Origin of the sequence: Mumia spirodelae, assembly GCF_050632745.1 — a bacterium.
Taxonomy (GTDB): domain Bacteria; phylum Actinomycetota; class Actinomycetes; order Propionibacteriales; family Nocardioidaceae; genus Mumia.
Map to the genome: position 1 here is coordinate 678,969 of NZ_JBODSD010000001.1, position 23,043 is coordinate 702,011.

21 protein-coding genes and 1 pseudogene are annotated in these 23,043 nt (G+C 72.5%); 17 read left to right on the plus strand and 5 right to left on the minus strand.

Annotation, left to right across the window (positions count from 1 at the left end):
- Positions 1-63 precede the first annotated feature (63 nt).
- From ACQSSQ_RS03355 to ACQSSQ_RS03370, 4 genes are all read left to right on the plus strand, one after another.
- The gene (locus tag ACQSSQ_RS03355) at positions 64-477 is read left to right on the plus strand and encodes a MarR family winged helix-turn-helix transcriptional regulator (RefSeq protein ID WP_431325618.1); all 414 of its coding nucleotides are present in this window, start codon (positions 64-66) and stop codon (positions 475-477) included.
- Positions 474-1,847 (plus strand): MFS transporter, encoded by a 1,374-nt coding sequence (locus tag ACQSSQ_RS03360; protein WP_431325619.1) that lies wholly within the window; start codon positions 474-476, stop codon positions 1,845-1,847. The genes ACQSSQ_RS03355 and ACQSSQ_RS03360 overlap by 4 nt, the downstream gene beginning before the upstream one ends.
- A 53-nt stretch (positions 1,848-1,900) precedes the next feature.
- Complete coding sequence (locus ACQSSQ_RS03365; RefSeq protein WP_431325620.1) at positions 1,901-2,665, plus strand: maleylpyruvate isomerase family mycothiol-dependent enzyme; 765 nt, start codon at positions 1,901-1,903, stop codon at positions 2,663-2,665.
- A 97-nt stretch (positions 2,666-2,762) separates the two neighbouring features.
- The gene (locus tag ACQSSQ_RS03370; RefSeq protein ID WP_431325621.1) at positions 2,763-3,662 is read left to right on the plus strand and encodes a hypothetical protein; all 900 of its coding nucleotides are present in this window, start codon (positions 2,763-2,765) and stop codon (positions 3,660-3,662) included.
- Here ACQSSQ_RS03370 and serC read toward each other — a convergent pair.
- Positions 3,659-4,771: a phosphoserine transaminase gene (gene serC / locus ACQSSQ_RS03375; RefSeq protein WP_431325622.1), complete on the minus strand. Its 1,113-nt coding sequence runs from the start codon at positions 4,769-4,771 to the stop codon at positions 3,659-3,661. The two genes, ACQSSQ_RS03370 and serC, sit on opposite strands and share 4 nt — an antisense overlap.
- Before the next feature lie 95 nt (positions 4,772-4,866).
- Between serC and ACQSSQ_RS03380 the strand changes: the two genes are divergently transcribed.
- From ACQSSQ_RS03380 to ACQSSQ_RS03400, 5 genes are all read left to right on the plus strand, one after another.
- Positions 4,867-5,811, plus strand: coding sequence for an ABC transporter ATP-binding protein (locus ACQSSQ_RS03380; RefSeq protein WP_431325623.1), 945 nt, complete (start codon positions 4,867-4,869; stop codon positions 5,809-5,811).
- On the plus strand, positions 5,808-6,587 hold the full coding sequence (locus ACQSSQ_RS03385; protein ID WP_431325624.1) for an ABC transporter permease: 780 nt from the start codon (positions 5,808-5,810) through the stop codon (positions 6,585-6,587). The genes ACQSSQ_RS03380 and ACQSSQ_RS03385 overlap by 4 nt, the downstream gene beginning before the upstream one ends.
- Before the next feature lie 14 nt (positions 6,588-6,601).
- Complete coding sequence (locus tag ACQSSQ_RS03390) at positions 6,602-7,741, plus strand: sensor histidine kinase (protein ID WP_431325625.1); 1,140 nt, start codon at positions 6,602-6,604, stop codon at positions 7,739-7,741.
- The gene (locus ACQSSQ_RS03395; protein WP_431325626.1) at positions 7,738-8,364 is read left to right on the plus strand and encodes a response regulator transcription factor; all 627 of its coding nucleotides are present in this window, start codon (positions 7,738-7,740) and stop codon (positions 8,362-8,364) included. Before ACQSSQ_RS03390 ends, ACQSSQ_RS03395 begins: the two co-directional genes overlap by 4 nt.
- A 73-nt stretch (positions 8,365-8,437) precedes the next feature.
- Complete coding sequence (locus ACQSSQ_RS03400; RefSeq protein ID WP_431325627.1) at positions 8,438-9,322, plus strand: alpha/beta fold hydrolase; 885 nt, start codon at positions 8,438-8,440, stop codon at positions 9,320-9,322.
- Here the strand turns inward: ACQSSQ_RS03400 and ACQSSQ_RS03405 are convergent.
- A complete protein-coding gene (locus tag ACQSSQ_RS03405; RefSeq protein ID WP_431325628.1) occupies positions 9,313-10,164 on the minus strand; it encodes a TetR/AcrR family transcriptional regulator in 852 nt (283 codons plus the stop codon). The two genes, ACQSSQ_RS03400 and ACQSSQ_RS03405, sit on opposite strands and share 10 nt — an antisense overlap.
- 56 nt (positions 10,165-10,220) lie before the next feature.
- Between ACQSSQ_RS03405 and ACQSSQ_RS03410 the strand changes: the two genes are divergently transcribed.
- The 6 genes and pseudogenes from ACQSSQ_RS03410 (at position 10,221) to ACQSSQ_RS03435 (ending at position 18,176) form a co-directional block, all read left to right on the plus strand.
- Entirely contained in the window at positions 10,221-11,231 is a 1,011-nt protein-coding gene (locus ACQSSQ_RS03410; RefSeq protein ID WP_431325629.1) for an ABC transporter ATP-binding protein, read from the plus strand.
- Entirely contained in the window at positions 11,228-12,052 is an 825-nt protein-coding gene (locus tag ACQSSQ_RS03415; RefSeq protein WP_431325630.1) for an ABC transporter permease, read from the plus strand. The genes ACQSSQ_RS03410 and ACQSSQ_RS03415 overlap by 4 nt, the downstream gene beginning before the upstream one ends.
- 84 nt (positions 12,053-12,136) lie before the next feature.
- Positions 12,137-13,984, plus strand: a complete 1,848-nt coding sequence (locus tag ACQSSQ_RS03420; protein WP_431325631.1) for a methylmalonyl-CoA mutase family protein — start codon at positions 12,137-12,139, stop codon at positions 13,982-13,984.
- A 92-nt stretch (positions 13,985-14,076) separates the two neighbouring features.
- A pseudogene (gene scpA / locus ACQSSQ_RS03425) lies at positions 14,077-16,164 on the plus strand (methylmalonyl-CoA mutase); the annotation flags it as partial.
- Positions 16,164-17,153 carry a methylmalonyl Co-A mutase-associated GTPase MeaB gene (gene meaB, locus ACQSSQ_RS03430; protein WP_431325632.1) on the plus strand — a complete coding sequence of 330 codons (990 nt, stop codon included), beginning with the start codon at positions 16,164-16,166 and terminating at the stop codon, positions 17,151-17,153. The pseudogene scpA and the gene meaB, both read left to right, overlap by 1 nt.
- Positions 17,154-17,270: 117 nt before the next feature.
- On the plus strand, positions 17,271-18,176 hold the full coding sequence (locus ACQSSQ_RS03435; RefSeq protein ID WP_431325633.1) for a DUF559 domain-containing protein: 906 nt from the start codon (positions 17,271-17,273) through the stop codon (positions 18,174-18,176).
- An 80-nt stretch (positions 18,177-18,256) separates the two neighbouring features.
- Here the strand turns inward: ACQSSQ_RS03435 and ACQSSQ_RS03440 are convergent, their stop codons facing one another.
- On the minus strand, positions 18,257-19,375 hold the full coding sequence (locus ACQSSQ_RS03440; protein ID WP_431325634.1) for a citrate synthase 2: 1,119 nt from the start codon (positions 19,373-19,375) through the stop codon (positions 18,257-18,259).
- A gap of 52 nt (positions 19,376-19,427) precedes the next feature.
- On the opposite strand from ACQSSQ_RS03440, the gene pdxH reads away from it, so the two are divergent.
- On the plus strand, positions 19,428-20,069 hold the full coding sequence (pdxH, locus tag ACQSSQ_RS03445) for a pyridoxamine 5'-phosphate oxidase (protein ID WP_431325635.1): 642 nt from the start codon (positions 19,428-19,430) through the stop codon (positions 20,067-20,069).
- 1 nt (position 20,070) lies between these two features.
- Here the strand turns inward: pdxH and map are convergent, their stop codons facing one another.
- Positions 20,071-20,838, minus strand: coding sequence for a type I methionyl aminopeptidase (map, locus tag ACQSSQ_RS03450; protein ID WP_431325636.1), 768 nt, complete (start codon positions 20,836-20,838; stop codon positions 20,071-20,073).
- Positions 20,839-21,148: 310 nt separating this feature from the next.
- Between map and ACQSSQ_RS03455 the strand changes: the two genes are divergently transcribed.
- Complete coding sequence (locus ACQSSQ_RS03455; protein WP_431325637.1) at positions 21,149-22,417, plus strand: MFS transporter; 1,269 nt, start codon at positions 21,149-21,151, stop codon at positions 22,415-22,417.
- Here the strand turns inward: ACQSSQ_RS03455 and ACQSSQ_RS03460 are convergent, their stop codons facing one another.
- Positions 22,418-23,029, minus strand: coding sequence for a PadR family transcriptional regulator (locus ACQSSQ_RS03460; RefSeq protein ID WP_431325638.1), 612 nt, complete (start codon positions 23,027-23,029; stop codon positions 22,418-22,420). It abuts the gene before it with no gap.
- Positions 23,030-23,043 lie beyond the last annotated feature (14 nt).

The following is a 23,043-nucleotide window of genomic DNA, read 5'->3' on the forward strand; positions in this document are numbered from 1 at the left end:
CGGGTGACCGGCGCCATTCGTTAACAGCTTTAATTAACACCGGCAACGACCTACCATGGTCGTATGCCTACCGACGCCCAGAAGCTCGCGACGTCGGTGGCCCGTCTCAACCGCCGGCTCCGTCAGGAGCGCCACTCCGACCTCACGCCCAACCAGATGAGCGTGCTCGGGACGTTGCGCAAGCACGGGCCGTTGACACCAGGAGCCATCGCCTCGCTCGAGCACGTCCAGCCCCCGTCCATCACCCGCACCGTCAACTGCCTCGTCGAGAAGGGGCTCGCCGACCGCGCGACGCACCCGTCCGACCGCCGCCAGGTCGTCGTCTCCATCAGCGACGACGGCATCGCGATCCTCGACGCCGAGCGTGCCCGCCGTGACTCGTGGCTCGCCTCCCGCCTCGCCGCCCTCACCACCGAGGAGCGCACCGTGCTCCGCGACGCCACCATGCTTCTCGAGAAGCTGGTGGTGAGCGAGTGAGCCCCACCTTCCGCTCGCTCTCCGTCCGCAACTACCGCGTCTACGCCTCCGGGGCCCTCGTCTCCAACATCGGCACCTGGATGCAGCGCGTCGCCCAGGACTGGCTCGTGCTCGCCCTCACCGGCAGCGGTACGGCGCTCGGCATCACGACGGGCCTGCAGCTGCTCCCGGCGCTGCTGTTCTCCCCGCTCGCGGGCGTGGTCGCGGACCGCTTCCCCAAGCGCCGCGTCCTCATGGTCACGCAGGTCGCGATGGCGGTCCCCGCGGCCGTGCTCGGCGTCCTCGCGATCACGGGCGTCGCTCAGGCGTGGCACGTCTACGTCCTGGCCTTCCTCTTCGGTGTCGGCACGGCCTTCGACGCTCCGGCGCGACAGTCCTTCGTCGTCGAGATGGTCGGCAAGGAGGACCTCGCCAACGCGGTCGGCCTCAACAGCGCCTCGTTCAACTCCGGCCGGATGATCGGCCCGGCGGTCGCGGGCGTGATGATCGCCGCGCTCGGCTCGGGCGTCGTCGCGACCGGCTGGGTGATCCTCCTCAACGCCGTCAGCTACTTCGCGGTGTTCATGTCGCTGGTGGCGCTGCGGGTCAGGGAGCTGCGTCCGGCCACACCGGCCTCGCGCGGCAAGGGCGCGGTCCGTGCCGGTGTCCGCTACGTCCGCTCCCGCCCGGACCTCGTCCTCATCCTGACCACGGTGTTCTTCGTGGGCACGTTCGGGATGAACTTCCAGATGACGTCCGCGCTGATGGCCACCGAGGTCTTCGGCAAGGGCGCGACGGAGTACGGCATCCTCGGCTCGGTGATGGCGATCGGCTCGCTCGCCGGCGCCCTGCTCGCCGCGCGGCGCGAGCGGCCCACGCGTCGCCTCGTCGTCGGTGCCGCGATGGTCTTCGTGACCGTCGAGGTGGCCTCCGGGCTGATGCCGACCTACCTCGCGTTCGCGATCGTGCTCCCGCTGCTCGGTCTGAGCGCGCTGACGATGATCACCGCCGCCAACGCCTACATCCAGCTGACCGTGACCCCGCAGATGCGCGGGCGGGTCGCCGCGCTCTACCTGATGGTGTTCATGGGCGGGACGCCGCTCGGTGCCCCGGTGATCGGGTGGATCGGCGAGACCTTCGGCGCCCGGTGGACCCTGATCCTCGGCGGCGTCGTCGCCGGCGCCGGCATCGTGTCCGCCACGGCGTTCTACCTCCTGCGGGCGGGGCTGCACCTGCAGCTCGACCTGCGTCGACGCCCGCGGCTCGCGGTCGTCCCGCGCGATCCTCGCGCCGCGGTCCGGACGACCGACGCGGTGGAGGCGCTCGACGAGGCGGGTCGCCTGGACGCCGGGGAGGCCGGCGCTCCCGCCGTGGCGCGGGCAGAGGCTTGACCAGCACGCGAGAAACCCTGGTCCCGGCCGGCGAGCGTGGCACGCTGGGAGGCATGGCGCCGACCGATGTCGAGAACCGGCTCCCGTGGGACCTCTACCTCGCGGTCATCCGCACGGAGGTGGACAGGATGCTCGAGGTCGCCGACGACCTCGACGCGGCGGTCCCGAGCTGTCCCGGCTGGACGGTGCGCGACCTGCTCGAGCACGTCGCACGGGTCTTCCGGCACAAGGTCGAGTCGATGCGGACCGCGAGCGAGCCCCCGTGGCCGATCAGCGGGCTGGACACCACCGACGTACGCCGCCTGCTGACCGAGGAGGCCGCGACGCTGCTCGCCGAGCTCCAGCAGCGCGGCCCGCGGCAGGTCCGCTACACGTGGAACCCCGACGACCAGTCCAACGGTTTTTGGTTCCGGCGGATGGCCCTGGAGGCGACCATGCACCGCGTCGACGCGGAGCAGGCCGTGGACGCCCCTGTCACGCGGGTGGAGGACGAGGTGGCGCTCGACGGCATCGACGAGTTCCTGACCGTCCTCGTCGGCGGCCCGTGGTGGGACGAGGAGGACGAGACGGCGTACCCGGTCGACGCGGTGGTGCGGGTGCGTGCCACCGGTGGGCGGGAGTGGACGCTCGACATGTCCCGGACGGAGGTGCGCGTTACCCGTGGGGAGGAGGGCGTCGCCGAGCTCACCTTGGACGGTGACCCGCACGACCTCTACCTCTGGCTGTGGGGCCGCGGCCCGGCGACGGGGCTGGTCCTGGACGGGCGCAAGGAGCTCGTCGAGGAGCTGGCAGGACGCTTCGCCGAAGCCGGCGCCTGACAACCCGTGCGCGTGGGTGTACTCCGCCCACGCCGAGGAGATATTGTCGTCCGTCGGGGGCAGTGAGCCGAGCACGAGCAGGAGTGACCCCGAGTCCATGAACCCGCGACACCGCAGGGCCCTGATCCCCGGGCTCCTCGTGATCCTGCTCGTCATCGTGCTGGTCACCGCCCTGGCCCGGCAGGCGCGGGCGGCGGACGCCGAGCCGCAGGTGGAGCCGGTGAGCACGATCACCGACGCGCGGGTCCCCGAGTCGAGCGCGCTGGTCGTCAGCAGGCGCGATCCCGCCCTCGCGTACACGATCAACGACTCCGGTCACGAGCCGACCGTCTACGCGGTCGAGATCGCGACCGGCGAGGTCGTCGGGTCGACGCGGCTGGTCGGGCACAGGATCGTCGACCCCGAGGCGCTCGCGATCGACCGGGACGGGACGCTGTGGGTCGCGGACATCGGTGACAATGACGCCATCCGGTCGACGGTGTCGCTGTACGCGCTCGACGAGCCGGTGATCGGGGACAAGCAGCTCAAGCCGACGCGCTACCGCGTCCGCTACGCCGACGGCAACACCGACGCCGAGGCACTGCTCGCCGACCCGACCGGCGACGGGATGTACATCGTCTCCAAGGGCCTGCTCGGCGGACAGCTCTACCGGCTCCCCTCGTCGCTCAGCACCACCGAGGTCAACGAGGCCGAGCCGGTCGCGGAGGCGGAGATCCCGGCGATCGTCACCGACGGCGACTACCTCCCCGACGGGGCCCGCGTCGTGCTGCGGACCTACCTCGGCGTCCACGTCCTCGACGCTCAGACGTGGAAGGAGACGTGGTCGGCCACCATCCCCGAGACCCGTCAGAGCGAGTCGCTCGCGAGCGAGCCCGACGGCACGTCGGTCCTCATCGGTAGCGAGGGCCTCCCGTCGCCGATCGGTCGGCTGACGCTTCCCGAGGACCAGCGCGCCGCGATGCTCGCCCCTGCGAGCGGCGTCATCGACCTCGACTAGCGGCCGTCGTCCAACCGCTCGACCACGTAGTCCAGGCACTGCGTCAGGAGCGACACGTCGTCCGGCTCGATCGCGGGGAACGTCGCGATCCGGAGCTGGTTGCGGCCGAGCCCTCGGTAGCCGTCGACGTCGACGATCCCGTTGTCGCGCAGCTGCGCCGAGACGGCCTTCGCGTCGACGCCCTCCAGGTCGATCGTGACGACGGTCGAGGACTGCTTGCCGGGGTCGGAGACGAACGGCGTCGCGTACGACGACTGCTCCGCCCAGCCGTACAGCCGTGACGACGAGTCCTCGCAGCGCGCGACCGACCAGGCCAGGCCGCCGTTGTCGAGGATCCAGCGCAGCTGGTGGTCGATCCAGAACAGCGACGCGAGGGGCGGCGTGTTGTAGGTCTGGTCCTTGCGCGAGTTGTCGAGCGCGCTGGACAGGTCGAAGAAGGCCGGGATCCACCGCTCGGACGCCGTGATCTCCTCGACGCGGGCCAGCGCCGCGGGCGACATGAGGGTGAACCACAGGCCGGCGTCGGACGCGAGCGCCTTCTGCGGCGCGAAGAAGTAGACGTCGCTCTGGGTGACGTCGAGCGGGAGCGCACCGGCGGCCGAGGTGCCGTCGATGACCATGAGCGCGTCGGCGTCCGCGCCCTCGACGCGGCGGACAGGAGCCATCACGCCGGTCGACGTCTCGTTGTGCGTCCACGCGTAGACGTCGACGCCTTCCTCGGCGACCGGGTCGGGGTGGGTCCCGGGCTCGCTCGTGATGACGGTCGGGTCGCCGAGGAACGGGGCGCTTGCCGCGGCCTTGGCGAACTTCGCGCCGAACTCGCCGAACGAGAGGTGCTGGCTGCGGCTGCGGACGAGGCCGAACGTTGCCGCGTCGAAGAACGCGGTCGAACCTCCGATCCCGAGCACGACCTCGTAGTCGTCGGGGAGCGAGAAGAGGGCGCGCATCTGGGCGCGGACGGACCCGACGAGCTCGCGGACGGGGGCCTGGCGGTGCGAGGTCCCGAGCACGGAGGAGGCGGCGAGGGCCTGCGCGGCCTCGTGAGGGATCTTGGACGGGCCGGAGCCGAACCGGCCGTCGGACGGGAGGAGCTTCTTCGGGATCTGCACGCGCTCATTCTTCACGGCGGGCGTGACAGATGTCAGGGCGAGGTCGTGACGATCGGCGCAGGGCCGCGGAGCCGGCGCGGACGAGGATCGTGGACATGACGAAGAACCCTGACCCGGCGAGCGCCCCCGCGGTGCTCCTCGACGACGTCGTGAAGACGTTCGCGTCCGCAGGCGGCGCCGTCACGGCCGTGGACCACCTCTCTCTCACCGTCCGGCCGGGGGAGGTCGTCGCGTTCCTCGGACCCAACGGCGCCGGCAAGACGACCACCATCGACATGGTCCTCGGCCTCGCGTCGCCCGACGCAGGATCGGTCCGCGTGTACGGGATGGCGCCGCGGGCGGCGATCGCTCGCGGCGCCGTGTCGGCGGTGATGCAGACCGGCGGCCTGCTGAAGGACTACACCGTGGGCGAGACGGTCGAGCTCGTCGCGAGCCTGCACCCGTCCTCGCGCCCGGTCGAGGAGGTCCTCGAACGCGCCGGGATCGCCGACGTCCGCGGCCGGCTGGTCGGGAAGTGCTCCGGTGGCCAGCAGCAGCGGCTCCGCTTCGCGATGGCGCTGCTGCCCGACCCGGACCTCATGATCCTCGACGAGCCGACGACCGGGATGGACGTGGAGGGCCGCCGGGACTTCTGGGCCGCGATCCGCGCCGACGCCGTGCGCGGCCGGACCACGCTCTTCGCAACGCACTACCTCGAGGAGGCCGACGCGTACGCCGACCGCATCGTGCTGGTGAGGCACGGCCGGGTCGTCGCGGACGGCACTCCTGCCGAGATCAAGGCGCTCGCGTCGGGACGCCTGGTGCGCGCGACCCTCCCGGGGGCGGACAGCACGGCCCTCGCACGGATCCCCGGGGTGGAGTCGGTCGAGGTCCGCGGTGACGTCGTGTCGGTTCGCGCCCACGACAGCGACGCGGTCGCCCGCTTCCTGCTCACGAGCACGGCCGCCCGGGACGTCGAGATCACGTCGCGGAACCTGGAGGATGCTTTCGTCGCTCTCACCACCGACCCCCGCCGTACCACCGAAGGAGCGCTCGCATGAGCACCACCGCCCTCGATCGCCGCGTCCCGCGGCTGGGCGGCTTCTCGCCCACCTTCCTGCGGCTGGAGCTGCGGCGGATGCTGCGCAACCGGCGCACCGTGATCTTCACGCTCGTGATGCCGGCGGCCTTCTTCCTCCTCTTCGGCACCAGCAGCAGCTACCGGGACGAGTCGGCCGGAGCCGGCAACGTGACGGCGTACGTGATGGTGAGCCTCGCGCTGTACGGCGCGATGGTGGCGGCGACCAGCGGAGGCGCGATGGTGGCGACCGAGCGTGCGCTGGGGTGGAGCCGGCAGCTGCGGCTCTCGCCGCTCGACCCCGTTGCGTACGTCGCGGTCAAGGTCTGCGTCGCGATGGTGCTCGGCGGGGCGTCGGTGGTCGTGGTCAACGTCGTCGGACGGCTGTCCGGGGCGAGCCTGCCGTGGGACCGGACGCTCGCCTGCGCGCTGCTCGCGTGGGTCTGCTCGCTGGTCTTCGCCGCCTTCGGGCTGTTCATGGGCTACCTGCTGCCGAGCGAGAACGTCATGCAGGTGCTCGGTCCGGTGCTGGCGGTGCTGTCGTTCGCCGGCGGCCTCTTCGTGCCGGTCGACCAGCTCGGGGACGTCTTCTCGACGATCGCGACGTTCACCCCGGTGTACGGCGCGGCGGAGATCGTCCGCGCGCCGCTCGGCGACCACGGCAACCTGTGGGTCGCGGCGCTGAACGTGCTCGTGTGGGTCGTCGTGTTCGCCGCCGGCGCGGTGTGGCGGTTCCGGCGGGACACGGCCCGGGTGTGAATACGCTGAGCGGTGTGACGCCACCGCAGGCCCCCCACGGCGGCCCCGCTCCGGGGCCGCCGTGGTGGCGGTTCGTCGCCGCCGGGGTCTGGCTCGTCTACCTGTGGTCGCCGGTCGTCGCGATCACCGGGTCGGAGGGGTGGCAGCGGGTCCTGGGGCTGCTGGCGGTCGCTGTCTTCGTCACGACGTACCTGATGCTCATCGGGCGCAACCGCCGCTTCGTGGACCTCGACGCGCGCGGGCCCCGCTGGGAGACGTGGCCGTGGCTGCTGACGCTGCTGGCGTGCACGGTCGCGATGATCCCGGGCGCGGGCGACAAGGCGCTGACCTCGCTCGTCTTCGTCGCCGCGGCGGCGATGAGCACGCTGCCACCGCGGTGGGCGTGGGGCTGGGTCGCGGTCCTGCTGGTCGTCGTCGAGGTCTCCACCCGCGTGGTGCCGGGGTGGTCCGACGACGGCAACGGCTTCGCCCTGATCCTCGCCGCGATGGCGGTCTTCTTCCTCCGCGCGGCGATCACCCGGCAGCGCGCGCTCGTGGCGGCGGAGCGCGAGCTCGGGGACGCGCGGCTCGAGGAGGAGCGCGCCCGGATCGCGCGCGACCTGCACGACATCCTCGGCCACTCGCTGACCGTGATCTCGGTGAAGGCCGAGCTCGCCGAGCGGATGCTCGACGTCGATCCCGAACGCACGCGTGCCGAGCTCGCCGACGTGCGCAGCCTGACGCGCGACGCCCTGAGGGACGTCCGCGCGACCGTCCGCGACGTGCGGGGCGTGTCGCTGCCCGGGGAGATCGCCGCCGCGCGGTCGGCGCTGCGGTCCGCGGGAATCGACGCCGATCTCCCGACCGTGGCCGACGAGGTCCCGACGCGGTGGCGCGAGCTGTTCGCGTGGACCGTCCGTGAGGGCGTCACGAACGTCATCCGCCACAGCGGCGCGTCGCGGTGCGTCGTCAGCCTCGGCGCCGACGGCGTCTCCGTGGCCGACGACGGGCGCGGCATCGTGTCCGACCTCACCGGGGGAAGTGGCATGGTCGGCCTCCGCCAGCGTGCCGCCGCGGCCGGCGCCACCCTCGTGGTCGGTCCCGGGCTCGGTGGGGAGGGTACGGCGGTGGCGGTCGTGGTGCCGTCCGGGCGGACGGAAGAGGAGGTCTCGTGACCGAGCCGATCAAGATCCTGCTCGCGGACGACCAGGCGCTGGTCCGCGGAGCGCTCGCCGCCCTCCTGGACCTGGAGCCGGACCTCCAGGTCGTGGCCGAGGTGGGGGACGGGACCGAGGTGGTGACCGCGGCGACCCGGCACGACGCGGACGTCGCCCTGCTGGACGTGGAGATGCCCGGCATGGACGGCGTCGCCGCGGCTGCCGCGCTCCGCGAGGCCCTCCCCGCCTGCCGCGTCCTCATGGTGACGACGTTCGGGCGCCCGGGCTACCTCCGGCGCGCGCTGGCGGCTGGAGCGTCCGGCTTCGTCGTCAAGGACACGCCGGCACGCCAGCTCGCCGACGCCGTGCGCCGGGTGCACGCGGGACTGCGGGTCGTCGACCCGGCGCTCGCCGCCGACTCCCTGGCGTACGGGGACTCGCCCCTGACCGAGCGCGAGACCGACGTCCTGCGTGCCGCCCGAGACGGCGGGACGGTCGCCGACATCGCCAAGGCGCTCTCCCTCTCCGAGGGCACCGTGCGCAACCACCTGTCGAGCGCGATCGGCAAGACGGCGGCGCGTACCCGCGCGGAGGCCGTCCGCGTCGCGGTGGAGAACGGCTGGCTGCTGGGAGACGAGTGACCTGCAGGCACAGCGATGAGTTCCGCGGACCGGCCCGGTCGGAGGGGTGAGGAACCACCGACGAGGAGACGCCATGACGCAGCCCGAGACGACACAGCCCGAGACCCACCGCCTCGCCGTGCCCGGCGCCGAGCTGGCGTACGACGTGCGTCCGTCGGCCGGCGCCACGGCTCCGCCGCTGCTCCTGTTCGGCTCGCCGATGGCCGCCTCGGGGTTCGGCACGCTGGCCCGTCACTTCCCCGACCGCACGGTGGTGACGTACGACCCGCGCGGCGCCGAGCGCAGCACGAAGGGCGACCCCGCGACGGAGTCGACGCCCGAGGAGCACGCTGACGACCTCCACCGGATCATCGCGGAGATCGGCGGGCCCGTCGACGCGTTCGCGACCAGCGGCGGCGCGATCAACGCGCTGGCACTCGTCGCGCAGCACCCGGGGGACGTCCGCACCCTGGTCGCGCACGAGCCGCCGCTCGCCCCGCTGGTCGCGGACCGCGAGCAGGCGCTCGCCGCCACCGAGGGCATCCACCGCCTCTACCTCGCCGAGGGCACCGGACCGGCGATGGTGAAGTTCATCCTCCTCGTCTCCCACGAGGGCCCCGTCCCGGAGGACTTCGTCGCAGCCCCGGCGCCGAGCCCGGAGCAGTTCGGGCTGCCGACCGAGGACGACGGCTCGCGGGACGACGTGCTGCTGGGGCAGAACCTGCTCTCCTGCACCCACTACGAGCAGGACACCGACGCGATCCGCTCGGCGCCCACGCGCGTGGTCCTCGCCGTCGGCGCGGGGTCCGAGGGCCAGCTCGCCTCGCGGGCGACGTACGCCCTGGGCGAGGTGCTCGGCACACCCCCGACCGTGTTCCCCGGGGACCACGGGGGCTTCATGGGAGGCGAGTACGGGCAGACCGGCGAGCCCGAGGCGTTCGCCAAGACGCTGCGCGAGGTGCTCGACGGTCAGTCCTGAGGCGGGTGCAGCTCCTCCGCGACCCGCTCGTCGTACCCGGCCATGCACTCCTCGTACGACGGGATGTGCGCCGGCCCCTCGGCCTGCGCGCGGTCGATCAGGAGCGCGAGCGTGTCGAGGAGGCCGGAGATGTGCAGGTCGAAGGGCATCGACGAGCTGTCGAAGGCGCCGACGCTCCACAACCGGGTCATCGACGGGTAGCGGTCGGGGTCGAAGAGGTGCTCCCAGAAGTCGGCCGACGCCTCCCAGTAGCTCGCGTAGTCGGTGCCGTGCGCCTGCGCGTCGGCGTCCTCCGCCGCGGCCGCGCGCGCGAACCCGGCGACCGTGCTGTTGACGATCCGGACGGTCTCGACGACGCGGGTGCCGGACAGGCCGGTGTCGAGCAGGATGCGGTACGCGGCCTCCTCGGCGTCGAAGACGTGCGGGGCCAGGGGCAGGCGCCACGTGTTGAGGTCGAGCAGCCACGGGTGGGCGCGCAGCAGCGTCCAGTAGCCGCGGGCGTACTGCTCGAGCGCGGGACGCCACGGGAGGTCGTGGTCGGGGAGCGCGAGGTCGGCGTACGCCCGGTCGACCATGGCGTCGACGAGCTCGTCGCGGCCGGGGACGTGGGAGTAGAGCGTCATGGCCCCGACGTCGAGCGACCGGGCGACCGTCCTCATCGAGACGGCGTCGAGCCCGTCGCTGTCGGCGATCGCGACGGCGGCGTCGACGACCTGGTCACGGCTGACCCGGGGCGGGCGACCGCGCCGCGAGACCGCCGGCGGCTCCCACAGGGGAGCGAACCGGTCACGCGACGGTGGTCGGGCCGCTGCTGCCTCGACGGGTGCATCCGCGTCGTCCATCCGTCCTCCTCGAAAGGGACTTGCCTCTTTTTATCGTACAGCGTACCGTTGTGCTCATGACAGATTCAGTACGCCGTACGACAAGTATGGTCGCCGCGCGAGGTCTCACGAAGACGTTCACGCGGAAGAAGGAGGTCGTCGAGGCCGTCAAGGCGGTCGACCTCGACGTCGCCGACGGGGAGCTGGTCGCGTTCCTCGGCCCCAACGGTGCGGGCAAGTCCACCACCCTCCGGATGCTCACCTCCCTCCTCAAGCCGACGGCCGGCACCGCGACCGTCGCCGGGTACGACGTGGTCCGCGACCCGGCCGAGGTGCGCGCCCGGATCGGCTACATCGGGCAGGGCAACGCCGGTGGCTACTCCTACCGGGTCGGCGACGAGCTGCAGAACCAGGGCCGCTTCTACTCGGTGCCCGCCGACGTGGCCAAGCAGCGGGCGGGCGACCTGCTCGTGGCGCTCGAGCTCTCCGGCATGGAGAAGCGCACCGTCCTCTCGCTCTCCGGCGGCCAGCGACGCAGGCTCGACGTCGCCATGGGACTGATGAACCACCCGACGCTGCTGTTCCTCGACGAGCCCACCACCGGCCTCGACCCGCACGCGCGGGCCAACCTGTGGGAACACATCATGCGGCTGCGGGTCGAGAACAACATGACCATGCTGCTCACCACGCACTACCTGGACGAGGCCGACTCGATGGCTGAGCGCATCGTCCTCATCGACCACGGCACGGTCATCGCCGACGCGACGCCGACCGCGCTCAAGCGGGACTTCGCCGACGACGTCGTGACGCTCGGGCTCGACCTCGGCGACGACACCGCCGCCGTCGTCGTGGAGAAGGCCCGCTCGGTGCTCCCCGACGACGTCAGCCGCGTCGAGGACCACGTCGACCCGGACGGGTCGGTGCGGCTGGTCCTCGCGACGAACCACGGCCCGGACCTCGTCCCCGGCGTCCTGCGCTCGCTCGACGCGGTCGGCGTGACCGTGGGCTCGGCGGACGTCAAGCAGGCGTCCCTGGACGACGTCTTCCTGAACCTGACCGGCCGGAGCCTGCGCGAGGAGGCAGCATGACCACCACCGCCGAGACCCTGACGCCCGTCGCGAGCCCGCTCCCGCAGCGCAGCCGCGTCGCCAAGTGGGTCCACGACACCTCGGCCGTCTTCGTGCGCGAGATCCTCGTGGTGCTGCGGGACCCGTTCACGCTGATCTTCTCCCTGCTGCAGCCGCTGGTCTTCCTGGGCCTGTTCGGACCGCTGCTCGACGGAATGCTGGGGGAGGGGTCCATCGACGGCGAGTCCGCCCTCCAGTGGTTCCTTCCCGGCGTGCTCGTGATGATCGCGATCTTCGGGACCGGCATGGTCGGCGGCAACCTGCTGTACGAGCTGATGACCGGCGCGTACGAGCGGATCCTCGCCACCCCGCTGGACCGCTCGTCGATCCTGGTCGGCCGCGCTCTGAAGGAGTTCGCGCCGCTGGTGGTGCAGGCGCTGCTGATCACGGTCGTCGCGATCCCGTTCGGGCTCGCGTTCTACCCGGCGCACGTGCTCCTCGGGCTGCTCATCCTCGGCATCTTCGGCATCGGGCTCGGCTCCCTGTCGTACGCGCTGGGCCTGGCGTCGAAGAACCGCGAGTGGGTGTTCTGGGGGGTCCAGCAGTCGCTGATCTTCCCGCTCCTGCTCCTCGCGGGCATGATGCTGCCGCTCGAGGCGGGGCCGGAGTGGATGCAGGCGGTGTCGAAGTTCAACCCGCTGACCTACATCGTCGACGCCGAGCGGACGCTGTTCGCCGGGACGATGTGGGACTCCACCGTCGCCTGGGGCCTGCTCGCCGCGCTCGCGACCTGCGCCGTCGGCCTGTGGGTCGGGATCTGGAAGGTCAAGCGCACGATCTGACCCGTCCGCCCGCGGGGGTGCGGTACGTCACACCGCGCCCCGGCGGGTGGCTGTAACACGAGCGTCATCCGTACGATGCGCAGCATGAGCCAGTTGTCGTTGAACGGCGACGCGTCCTCCTCCCGCGAAGCGTGGGAGAAGTCCGCGGCGGCCGTCCTCCGCAAGTCCGGACGGCTGTCGGACGACCAGCCCGACGCCGCGGTGTGGGAGGCGTTGGCGACCCGCACCCTCGACGACATCGCGGTCACGCCGCTCGGCACCCCCGAGCTCGTCGCGGACCTCCCCGACCCCGGCCTCCCCGGCCAGGCGCCGTACGTCCGCGGGACGCGGGCCCGCCGCGACGACGGCTCGTGGGACGTGCGCGTCCTGCACGAGGACCCCGACGCCGCCAAGACGGCCGAGGCGATCCTGACCGACCTGGAGAACGGCGCCACCTCCGTGTGGCTGCGGCTGGGTCCCGAGGCGATCGACCCGGCGGCGCTCGCCACCGTGCTCGACCGGGTGTTCGTGGATCTCGCCCCGGTCGTCCTGGAGGCCCGTTCCGACGCGATGGGTGCGGCCGACGCGTTCTGCCGCTACCTCGACGAGCGGGCCGTCACCCCCGCCCCCGGCACGAACCTGGGTCTCGACCCGATCGGTGCCGCCCTGCGCGGCTACACCAGCGCGATGGTCCTCGAGACGGTCGTGGTCGAGGCTGCCCGCAAGGCGTCCGAGCGCGGGATCGCCGCGTTCGTCGTCGACGCGACCGCGGCCCACGACGGAGGGGCCTCCGACGCGCAGGAGGTGGGCTACGCGCTCGCGGTCGGGGCGGCGTACCTGCGCCTCCTCGATGCGGCAGGGTTCCCGGTCGACGACGCGCTCGCGCTCGTCGAGTTCCGGTTCGCCGCGACCGACGAGCAGTTCACGACCATCGCGAAGCTCCGTGCCGCCCGCCGCGCCTGGAACCGGCTCGCCGAGCTCTCCGGTGCCGCCGACGTCGCGCGCGGACAGGTCCAGCACGCGGTGACGTCGCGCGTGATGCTCAGCAAGTACGACCCGTGGGTCAACATGCTGCGGACCACCGTCGCGGCGTTCGCGGCCGGCGTCGGCGGCGCCTCCTCGGTGACGGTGCTGCCCTTCGACGCCCCCCTCGGCCTGCCGGACGCCTTCAGCCGCCGGATCGCCCGCAACACCTCCTCCCTGCTCGTCGCGGAGTCGCACGTCGGCGCCGTGACCGACCCGGCGGGCGGCGCGTACGCGGTCGAGCGCCTCACCGACGACCTCGCCCGCGCGGCGTGGGAGGAGCTGGGCCGGATCGAGGACGCAGGCGGCGTCGTCGACGCGATCGAGGACGGCTCCCTGGTCGCCCGGCACCGGGCGGTCGCCCGCGAGCGCGAGCACCAGGTCGCCCAGCGCAAGCGCCCGCTCACCGGGCTCTCGGAGTTCCCGAACCTGCGCGAGGTGCTGCCCGAGCGCACCCCGTACCCCGAGGGCGCCGAGCCGGTGCAGCGCTACGGCGCGGCGTTCGAGGCGCTGCGCGACAACCCGGTCGCGACCCCGGTCTTCCTGGCGACGATGGGCCCCATCTCGGCCCACACCGCACGGGTCACCTTCATCGCGAACCTGCTTGCCGCAGGCGGCATCGAGACGGTGGCGGCCGGCCCCACGACCGGCGTCGACGGAGTCCTGGCCTCGTACGACGGCGCGCCCGTGGTGTGCCTCGCCGGCCCGGACAGCGCGTACAGGGAGTGGGGCGCCGACCTCGTCGCCGCCCTCCGCGAGGCCGGGGCCCAGTGGGTGATCCTGGCCGGGAAGCCCGTCGAGGGCGTCGAGGCGGACGCCACCGCGGCCATGGGCGTCGACGCGCTGGCCTTCCTGCACGAGACGCGCGGCCACCTCGGCGCCGCGCGCGCGGCCGGAGCGACCGCCGGCGAGAACGGAGCAGACGCATGAGCATCCCCGATTCCTTCTCCGGGCTGCCCCTCGATCCCGAGCAGCCGTACGCCGCGGACCGCGCCGCGTACGACCGCAGCGTCGACGGTGCCGAGCCGTGGGCCGCGCCCGAGGGCATCGACGTCGCGCCGCTCTACACCGCCGCGGACCTCGAGGGCCTCGACGCGCTCGACACCTACCCGGGTCTGGCGCCGTTCCTGCGCGGGCCGTACCCGACGATGTACACGACGCAGCCGTGGACGGTCCGCCAGTACGCGGGCTTCTCGACCGCCGAGGAGTCGAACGCCTTCTACCGGCGCAACCTCGCAGCGGGTCAGAAGGGGCTGTCGGTCGCCTTCGACCTCGCGACCCACCGCGGCTACGACTCCGACAACCCGCGCGTCGTCGGCGACGTCGGCATGGCCGGGGTCGCGATCGACTCGATCTACGACACGCGCACGCTGTTCGAGGGCATCCCGCTGGACAAGATGAGCGTCTCGATGACGATGAACGGCGCGGTGCTCCCGGTGCTCGCGCTCTACATCGTCGCGGCCGAGGAGCAGGGGGTGAAGCCGGAGCAGCTCGCGGGGACGATCCAGAACGACATCCTCAAGGAGTTCATGGTCCGCAACACCTACATCTACCCGCCGGCGCCGTCGATGCGGATCATCTCCGACATCTTCGCCTACACCGCGCAGAAGATGCCGAAGTTCAACTCGATCTCGATCTCCGGCTACCACATCCAGGAGGCCGGGGCGACCAACGACCTCGAGCTCGCGTACACGCTGGCCGACGGCGTGGAGTACATCCGCGCCGGCCTCGACGTGGGACTCGACATCGACGCGTTCGCGCCGCGGCTGTCGTTCTTCTGGGCGATCGGGATGAACTTCTTCATGGAGGTCGCCAAGATGCGCGCCGCGCGTGCGCTCTGGTCGCGGCTCGTGTCGGAGTTCGAGCCTGCGAACCCGAAGTCGGCCTCGCTGCGGACCCACTCGCAGACCTCGGGCTGGTCCCTCACGGCGCAGGACGTCTTCAACAACGTGCAGCGCACCGCGATCGAGGCGATGGCCGCGACGCAGGGGCACACCCAGTCGCTGCACACCAACGCCCTCGACGAGGCGATCGCGCTCCCGACCGACTTCTCCGCCCGCATCGCCCGCAACACACAGCTCCTGCTCCAGCAGGAGTCGGGGACGACAGCGACGATCGACCCGTGGGGTGGCTCGTACTACGTCGAGCGGCTCACCCACGACCTCGCGCGTCGCGCGTGGGCGCACATCGAGGAGGTCGAGAAGGCCGGCGGCATGGCCAAGGCCATCGAGGCGGGCATCCCCAAGATGCGCGTCGAGGAGGCCGCTGCCCGGACGCAGGCGCGGATCGACTCCGGCCAGCAGGCCGTGATCGGCGTCAACACCTACCGGGTCGACTCCGAGGAGCCGTTCGAGGTCCTCAAGGTCGACAACCGCGCGGTGTACGCCGCGCAGGTCGCCAAGCTCGAGCGGCTGCGCGCCGAGCGCGACGCCGACGAGGTGCGCCGGACCCTGGACGCGCTCACCGCGTCCGCCGGGCGCGGGGCGAGCAAGGACGGGTCGCTCGACGGCAACCTGCTCGCGCTCGCGGTCGACGCAGCACGCGCGAAGGCCACGGTCGGCGAGATCTCCGACGCGCTCGAGAAGGTGTACGGACGCCACAAGGCCGTCATCCGTACGATCTCTGGTGTGTACCGATCCGAGGCGGGCAAGGCCGACAACGTCGAGCGCGTGATCGCGGCGACCGACGCCTTCGAGGAGGCGGAGGGGCGCCGCCCGCGCATCCTGGTGGCCAAGATGGGCCAGGACGGGCACGACCGTGGCCAGAAGGTCATCGTCTCCGCCTTCGCCGACATGGGGTTCGACGTCGACGTGGGCCCGCTGTTCTCCACCCCGGAGGAGGTGGCCCAGCAGGCGGTCGACGCCGACGTCCACGTCGTGGGCGTGTCGTCGCTGGCTGCCGGACACCTCACGCTCGTGCCTGCGCTGCGTGACGCGCTGGCCGAGCTGGGACGCCCCGACGTGCTGATCGTCGTCGGCGGCGTGATCCCTCCGGACGACGTGGAGACGCTGAAGGGGATGGGGGCGGCCTCGGTGTTCCTGCCGGGCACCGTCATCGCCGAGTCGGCGCTGGAGCTGCTCGACAAGCTCCGGACGACCCTGCAGCACTGATGGTCGACGTCGCGGAGCTCGCCGAGCGCGTACGGGCCGGGGAGCGCGCCGCGGTCGCGCGCGCGATCACGCTGGTCGAGTCGCGTCGCCCGGACCACCGGCACGCGGCTCGCGAGCTGCTCGCGGTCCTGACGCCGGGCGCCGGTGGCGCGGTGCGCGTCGGTATCTCGGGCGTTCCTGGCGTCGGGAAGTCGACGTTCATCGAGGCGCTCGGGACGCACCTGACCGGGACCGACCACAAGGTCGGCGTGCTCGCCGTCGACCCGTCGTCGGTACGGACCGGCGGCTCGGTGCTCGGGGACAAGACGCGGATGCCTGAGCTCGCGGCCGACCCCCGGGCGTACATCCGGCCCTCGCCGTCGGCGGGCACCCTCGGCGGTGTCGCACGCGCGACCACCCAGGCGATCCTCGTCCTCGAGGCCGCCGGGTTCGACGTGGTGCTGGTCGAGACGGTCGGCGTGGGCCAGTCCGAGGTCACGGTGGCGGGGATGGTGGACACCTTCCTCTTCCTCACGCTCGCGCGGACCGGCGACCAGCTGCAGGGCATCAAGAAGGGCATCCTCGAGATCGCCGACGTGATCGCGGTCAACAAGGCCGACGGCGACCGCGAGCCCGAGGCCCGGGTCGCCGCCAAGGACCTCGCGGGCGCGATCCGGCTCGTGCACGCGGGGACGACCGGGTGGGTGCCCCCGGTGCTCACGTGCTCCGGGCTCGAGGGCACCGACGTGGACACGGTGTGGCTGCGCGTGCTGCGGCACCGCGAGTTCCTCGGAGCCACGGGGCTGCGGGACAAGCGAGCGGCGCAGCAGCTGGAGTTCATGTGGGCGCTGGTGCGCGACGAGCTCGACCAGCGGCTGCGACGCTCGGACGCGGTGCGCGCCGTGCTCGACGAGGTGCGTGCCGGTGTCCTGGCGGGCGACATGCCGGCCACGAACGCCGCCGACGCCATCCTCGCCGCCTACGACGACCCTCCCCGCCCCCCGATTTGACGCCTCGCCCACGTGGATCGGCGCCGGAACGGTGGACAAGGCGTCGAATCGTGGGGCGGCGGGGACCCCTGTGGACGACCGTGACGGGGCGGGCGTCGACCTGGCCATCCTTCGGGGGTGCCGCCGTTCACCGCCGCCCAGGCCCGTTCAGCGGGCATCACCGACCGCCGGCTCGGGGGACCGGGGTTCCGTCGCCTCTTCCGCGGCGTCTACGTCGCTGCTGACGTGGAGCCTGATCTGCTCTGCTGGATCCAGGCGGCTCTCCTGCTGCTTCCCGCAGATGCCGCGGCGAGCCATCTCACCGCACTGAGGCTGTACGGCCTCGAGCTGCGCGGGCTGTTCCCGCTCCACTTCTCGACGAACACGACGCGCCACCGACGCCGTCGCGGCATCACGCTCCACCGGCGCCGCGGACTGCTCAACGTGCTGTTCCGTCATGGCGTCCGGTGCCTCGGCCCGGACCGGACCTACGTCGACTGCGCGACGATCCTCGGCGTCGTCGAGCTCGTCCAGGCCGCGGAGCATCTCCTGCACGCGGCGCACACGTCGTACGACGACATGAAGGCCTATCTCGAGCGGACCCACATCGACGGTGTCCTGCGGGCGCGCCGCGCCTTCGCGCTCGTGCGCGAGGGCGCCGAGAGCCCGATGGAGACCCTGGTGCGCCTCGCGCTGGTGTTCGCGCGTCTCCCCGAGCCAGAGGTCAACCTCACGCTGGTCGACGGGGCGGGACGGTTCCTCGGACGGTGCGACCTGGTCTACCGGTCGTACCGCGTCGTCGTGGAGTACGACGGCGCGTGGCACGAGCGCTCGCGGAAGCAGCGGGCGTACGACCGCACGCGTCGGGAGAACCTCGAGCGCGACGGGTGGATCGTGATCGTCGTGCTCGACGACGACCTGCCGCGACTCCGGCAGGTGGCGTGGCGGGTCCACCGGGCGCTGCGCGAGCGCGGGTACGACGGGCCCGCGCCGGCGTTCAACGCCATGTGGGCCACCTGGTTCGACCGCACCCCCACGATGTGACGCCTTGTCCACCTCCCGGGGTGCCGAGAAGGTGGACAAGGCGTCGAATCGTGGGGCGGGGCGGGTTGGGGCGGGGCGGGCTAGGCCCAGGCGGGGTTCCAGCCGTCGACGTCCTCGGGCTTGCGCGAGGCGGGACCGGTGTAGATCGCCGACGGGCGGATCAGGCGGCCGGTGCGCTTCTGCTCGAGGATGTGCGCGCTCCACCCGGCCGTGCGGGCGCAGGTGAACATCGAGGTGAACATGTGGGGCGGGATCTCGGCGAAGTCGAGGACGATCGCCGCCCAGAACTCCACGTTGGTCTCGAGCACGCGGTCGGGGCGACGCTCACGGAGCTCGGCGAGCGCCGCCTCCTCGAGCGCCTCGGCGACCGCGTAGCGGGGAGCGTTCAGCTCGCGGGCGGTACGGCGCAGCACGCGGGCGCGGGGGTCCTCGGCGCGGTAGACGCGGTGCCCGAAGCCCATCAGGCGCTCGCCGGAGTCCAGCAGCCCCTTGACGTAGGTGCGTGCGTCGTCGGTCTTCTCGACGTCAGCGATCATGCCCAGCACGCGCGACGGCGCACCGCCGTGCAGCGGCCCGGACATCGCTCCGACCGCTCCGGAGAGCGCCGCCGCCACGTCGGCCCCGGTCGAGGCGATGACGCGCGCGGTGAAGGTCGAGGCGTTCATGCCGTGCTCGGCCGCGGAGGCCCAGTACGCGTCGATGGCCTTGACGTGCGCCGGGTCAGCCTCGCCGCGCCACCGGGTGAGGAACCGCTCGGTGATCGTGCTGGCCTTGTCGATCTCGGACTGCGGGACCATCGGCTGGCCGATGCCGCGGGCGGCCTGGGCGACGTACGACAGCACCATCACCGCCGTACGGGCCAGGTCGTCGCGCGCCTGCTCGGGCTCGATGTCGTACAGCTGGCGCAGCCCCCACGCCGGCGCCGTCAGCGCGATCGCGCTCTGGACGTCGACACGGATGTCGCCGGAGTGGACCGGGATCGGGAACGGCTCGGCGGGCGGCAGGCCCGGCTCGTACGTGCCGTCGACCAGGAGGCCCCAGATCTTCTCGAACGGCACGCGGCCGACCAGGTCCTCGATGTCGACGCCGCGGTAGCGCAGCGCGGAGCCTTCCTTGTCCGGCTCGGCGATCTCGGTGGCGAAGGCCACGACGCCTTCGAGGCCCTCGTGGACCTTCACCTTCTCGGGTACGTCAGTCATGCCCGTCATTGTGCCCCTCATCTGCCCGTCGGCGTCTCGTAGGGTGCTGTCCATGGAGTCTCACGCGATCGCCGCGCTGCGCGAGGAGTACGAGGCAGCCGGACTGAGCGAGGCGGAGGCCGGGCACGACCCGGTGGCCCTCTTCGGCAGGTGGTTCGACGAGGCCGTGGCGTCCGGGATCCACGACCCCAACGCGATGGCGCTGGCCACGGCGACACCGGGGGCGAGACCGTCGGTGCGGATCGTTCTGCTGAAGGGCTTCGACGGCGACGGTGCGGTGTTCTACACCAACCGCGAGTCGCGCAAGGGCGAGGAGCTCGAGGTCAACCCGCACGCGTCCCTGGTCCTGCTGTGGCACCCCCTGCAGCGGCAGGTGCGGATCGAGGGGACGGTGACGCGGGTCGACGACGAGCTGAGCGACGCCTACTTCGCGTCGCGGCCGCGCGGGTCCCAGCTCGGGGCCGTCGCGTCGGACCAGTCGCGCGTGGTCGCCGACCGGGTCGCGCTCGAGCGGGCGTACGACGCGGCAGAGGCGTCGTTCCCGGACGAGGTCGTGCGTCCGCCGTGGTGGGGCGGCTACCGCGTGTCGCTGGAGTCCGTGGAGTTCTGGCAGGGGCGCGTCGGGCGGATGCACGACCGCATCCGGTTCCGCGCCGTGGACGGGCACTGGCTGCGGGAGCGCCTGGCGCCGTAGGTCAGACCAGGGTCAGGATCTGCGGGCCGTCCTCGGTGATGGCGACCGTGTGCTCGGCGTGCGCGGCGCGGGTGCCGTCCGCGGTCCGCAGCGTCCATCCGTCGGCGTCGGTGGCGTACTCGTCGGTGCCGCCGGCGATCAGCATCGGCTCGATCGCGATCACGAGCCCCGCGCGCAGGGTGAGTCCGCGCCCCGGCCGACCGTCGTTCGGGACGTGCGGAGGCTCGTGCATGGTGCGACCGATGCCGTGCCCGCCGTGGTCGGCGAGCAGGCCGTAGCCGGCCTCGCGGGCGACCGCGCCGATCGCGTGGGCCACGTCGCCCAGCTTGTTGCCCGGGACCGCCTGCGCGATGCCGGCGTTCAGGGCTCGCTCCGTGGTGGCGACGAGATCGAGGTCGCCCTGGTCGCCGTCGCCGACGACGAACGTGGTCGCGGCGTCGCCGGTCCAGCCGTCGAGCGTCGCGCCGAAGTCCAGGCTGACGACGTCGCCGTCGACGAGCGGGACCTCGTCCGGGATGCCGTGGACGACGGCGTCGTTCACGCTCGCGCACAACACTGCGGGGAAGGGGACCGGGGCCCAGCGCGGGTGGTAGTCGAGGAACGGCGACGTCGCCCCCGCGTCGGTCAGCACGCGCGCCGCGACCGTGTCGAGATCCTGCGGGGTGACGCCCACCGCGGCGGCCTCGCGCATCGCCGCCAGGGCCAGGGCGACCACGCGCCCCGCCTCGCGCATGCGGGCGACCTGAGCAGGCGTCTTGATCTCGATCACGGGGTCAGCGTACGGCGGTGCTGACCAGCGGGACCGCGCCGGAGAAAAGGAACGACCCGCGGGGTTGCGTGCCGAGCGGACATCGTCTCGGCCCCCGCGGGTCGGGTGGCTGCCTGGGATTAGCCGCACGGTGCGGTTGATCCCCGGCACCGTGGCTAGCTGGCAGCCACCTCACATGTCCTGAAGTCACTCATTCTTCGGACCACCTCCTTCCCGTGTACCCCCGACGGTACGCCGGCTCGTCAAGCGGGCCAACCCATTATCTGGACCCCTTCCGGAGCGGCGGCTGGTTGCGGAGGACAATCGGTTCGTGGCGGCACGGCGAGGGCTCGGGCGGATCCTCACCGACATCCGCCCTCTGCAGGAGTCGGCCGACTACCGCCGGCTGTGGATCGGGCAGACCGTGTCGCAGCTCGGGCAGCAGATGGCGACCGTCACGGTGGCCTACCAGATCTTCGTCATCACCGGCTCGCCCTTCGCCGTCGGCGTCGTGGGGATCGTCGCGCTGGTGCCGCTGGTCGTCCTCGGCCTGTACGGCGGAGCGCTCGTCGACCACTTCGACCGCCGCAAGGTCGCGCTGGTGACGGCACTGGGTCTGTGGCTCTGCACCGCCGTGCTCCTCGGCCAGGCGCTCCTGGACCTCGAGTCGGTGGCACTGCTGTACGGGGTGGTGGCCGTCCAGTCCGGCCTCTTCGCGGTCAACAACCCGGCCCGTTCCGCGATCATCCCGCGGCTGGTCCCGGCACACCTGCTCCCCGCGGCGAACGCGCTCGGGATGGCGGCCTTCAACCTCGGCTTCACCGTCGGGCCGCTGTTGGGCGGTGTCGTGATCGCCTGGGTGGGCGTCGCCGCGACGTACGCGATCGACCTGGTGACGTTCACGGCGGCCGTGTACGCGCTGGTGCGGCTGCCGTCGATCCCGCCGCTCGACGCGCCGCCGGGCGTGCCCGGGTTCCGGTCGGTCGTCGAAGGCATCACGTGGCTGCGCAGGGCGCCGAACCTGCGGATGACGTTCGTGCTCGACCTGTGCGCGATGGTTCTCGCGCAGCCGCGGGCGTTGTTCCCGGCGCTGGCGCTGACCGTCTACGCGGGCGGGCCGTCAGCGCTCGGGCTGCTGCAGGCGGCGCCGGCGATCGGGTCGCTGGTCGCGTTCGCGCTGTCGGGCTGGATCAGCCGCGTGCACCGGCACGGGGTCGCGATCCTGGTGGCCGTCCTCGCGTACGGGGCGTCGATCGCGCTGGCCGGGGTGAGCGCGATCGGTGCGCCCGGGGTGATGTGGCTCGTGGTCACGATGCTGGCGTTCTCCGGCTCGGCCGACATGGTGAGCTCGGCGTACCGGAGCACGATGCTCCAGCAGGCGGCGCCGGACGCGCTGCGCGGCCGGCTGCAGGGGGTGTTCACGGTCGTGGTGGCCGGCGGTCCGCGCCTCGGCGACTTCCTCGCCGGGTCGGTCGCCGAGCTCACCACGACCGGGATGGCGATGCTCTACGGCGGGGTGGCGTGCATCGTGGGGGCGTCGGTCGCCGTCGCTCTCCAGCGCGGCTTCCTCTCCTACGACGCACGTCACCCGCGTCCGTAGTCACTCGGCCAGCAGGCCGTAGAGCCTGCGGCGCGCCTCGTCGAGGATCTCGGTGGCCCGCTCGCGCTGGTCGTCCGAGCCGTCCTCGGCGAGCTGCCGTGCGGCCCGGACGAGCTTGCGGGCGCTGGAGTGCAGCTCCTCGTGGCTCGGCGAGCCGGGACGGGTGCTCTCCCACGCCTGCGCGACCTCGTCGGCGCGGTCGGCGAGGTAGGCGGTGCCGCTCTCGGTGATCCGGAACTGCGTGGCCTCCTCGTCGACGGGCTCGACGAGACCGTCCTCGGTCAGGCGCCGCAGCACGGGGTAGATGGATCCGGGGCTGGGGCGCCACCTGCCGTCGGTGCGCTCACCGAAGGCGTTGATGAGGCCGTAGCCGTTGGTCGGGTTCTCGGCGATGACCGACAGCGCGGCGAGGCGCACCGCACCTCGTCGGGCACGGCCCCCGCCGCGGCGACGCTCGCCGAAGCCGGGCCCGAAGCCGGGGCCGAAGTCGGGACCCATGCCGGGTCCGCGGCCGTGCCCGCGCCCTCGGGGGTCGCGGCGGCCCGGGCGGGGCCGTCGTCGACCGGAGGTCGGGTCGAACGTCTCTCGGGGATCGAAGTCTGGGGTACGCATGAAGGGCGTCCTTT

What these genes read in the sequence shown, in the direction of transcription:
- ACQSSQ_RS03355 (WP_431325618.1), top strand. Translation starts at nt 64, where the DNA reads ATGCCTACCGACGCCCAGAAGCTCGCGACGTCGGTGGCCCGTCTCAAC.
- ACQSSQ_RS03365 (WP_431325620.1), top strand. Translation starts at nt 1,901, where the DNA reads ATGGCGCCGACCGATGTCGAGAACCGGCTCCCGTGGGACCTCTACCTC.
- ACQSSQ_RS03370 (WP_431325621.1), top strand. Translation starts at nt 2,763, where the DNA reads ATGAACCCGCGACACCGCAGGGCCCTGATCCCCGGGCTCCTCGTGATC.
- ACQSSQ_RS03380 (WP_431325623.1), top strand. Translation starts at nt 4,867, where the DNA reads ATGACGAAGAACCCTGACCCGGCGAGCGCCCCCGCGGTGCTCCTCGAC.
- ACQSSQ_RS03385 (WP_431325624.1), top strand. Translation starts at nt 5,808, where the DNA reads ATGAGCACCACCGCCCTCGATCGCCGCGTCCCGCGGCTGGGCGGCTTC.
- ACQSSQ_RS03400 (WP_431325627.1), top strand. Translation starts at nt 8,438, where the DNA reads ATGACGCAGCCCGAGACGACACAGCCCGAGACCCACCGCCTCGCCGTG.
- ACQSSQ_RS03405 (WP_431325628.1), bottom strand. Translation starts at nt 10,164, where the DNA reads ATGGACGACGCGGATGCACCCGTCGAGGCAGCAGCGGCCCGACCACCG.
- ACQSSQ_RS03410 (WP_431325629.1), top strand. Translation starts at nt 10,221, where the DNA reads ATGACAGATTCAGTACGCCGTACGACAAGTATGGTCGCCGCGCGAGGT.
- ACQSSQ_RS03415 (WP_431325630.1), top strand. Translation starts at nt 11,228, where the DNA reads ATGACCACCACCGCCGAGACCCTGACGCCCGTCGCGAGCCCGCTCCCG.
- ACQSSQ_RS03420 (WP_431325631.1), top strand. Translation starts at nt 12,137, where the DNA reads ATGAGCCAGTTGTCGTTGAACGGCGACGCGTCCTCCTCCCGCGAAGCG.
- meaB (WP_431325632.1), top strand. Translation starts at nt 16,164, where the DNA reads ATGGTCGACGTCGCGGAGCTCGCCGAGCGCGTACGGGCCGGGGAGCGC.
- ACQSSQ_RS03440 (WP_431325634.1), bottom strand. Translation starts at nt 19,375, where the DNA reads ATGACTGACGTACCCGAGAAGGTGAAGGTCCACGAGGGCCTCGAAGGC.
- pdxH (WP_431325635.1), top strand. Translation starts at nt 19,428, where the DNA reads ATGGAGTCTCACGCGATCGCCGCGCTGCGCGAGGAGTACGAGGCAGCC.
- ACQSSQ_RS03460 (WP_431325638.1), bottom strand. Translation starts at nt 23,029, where the DNA reads ATGCGTACCCCAGACTTCGATCCCCGAGAGACGTTCGACCCGACCTCC.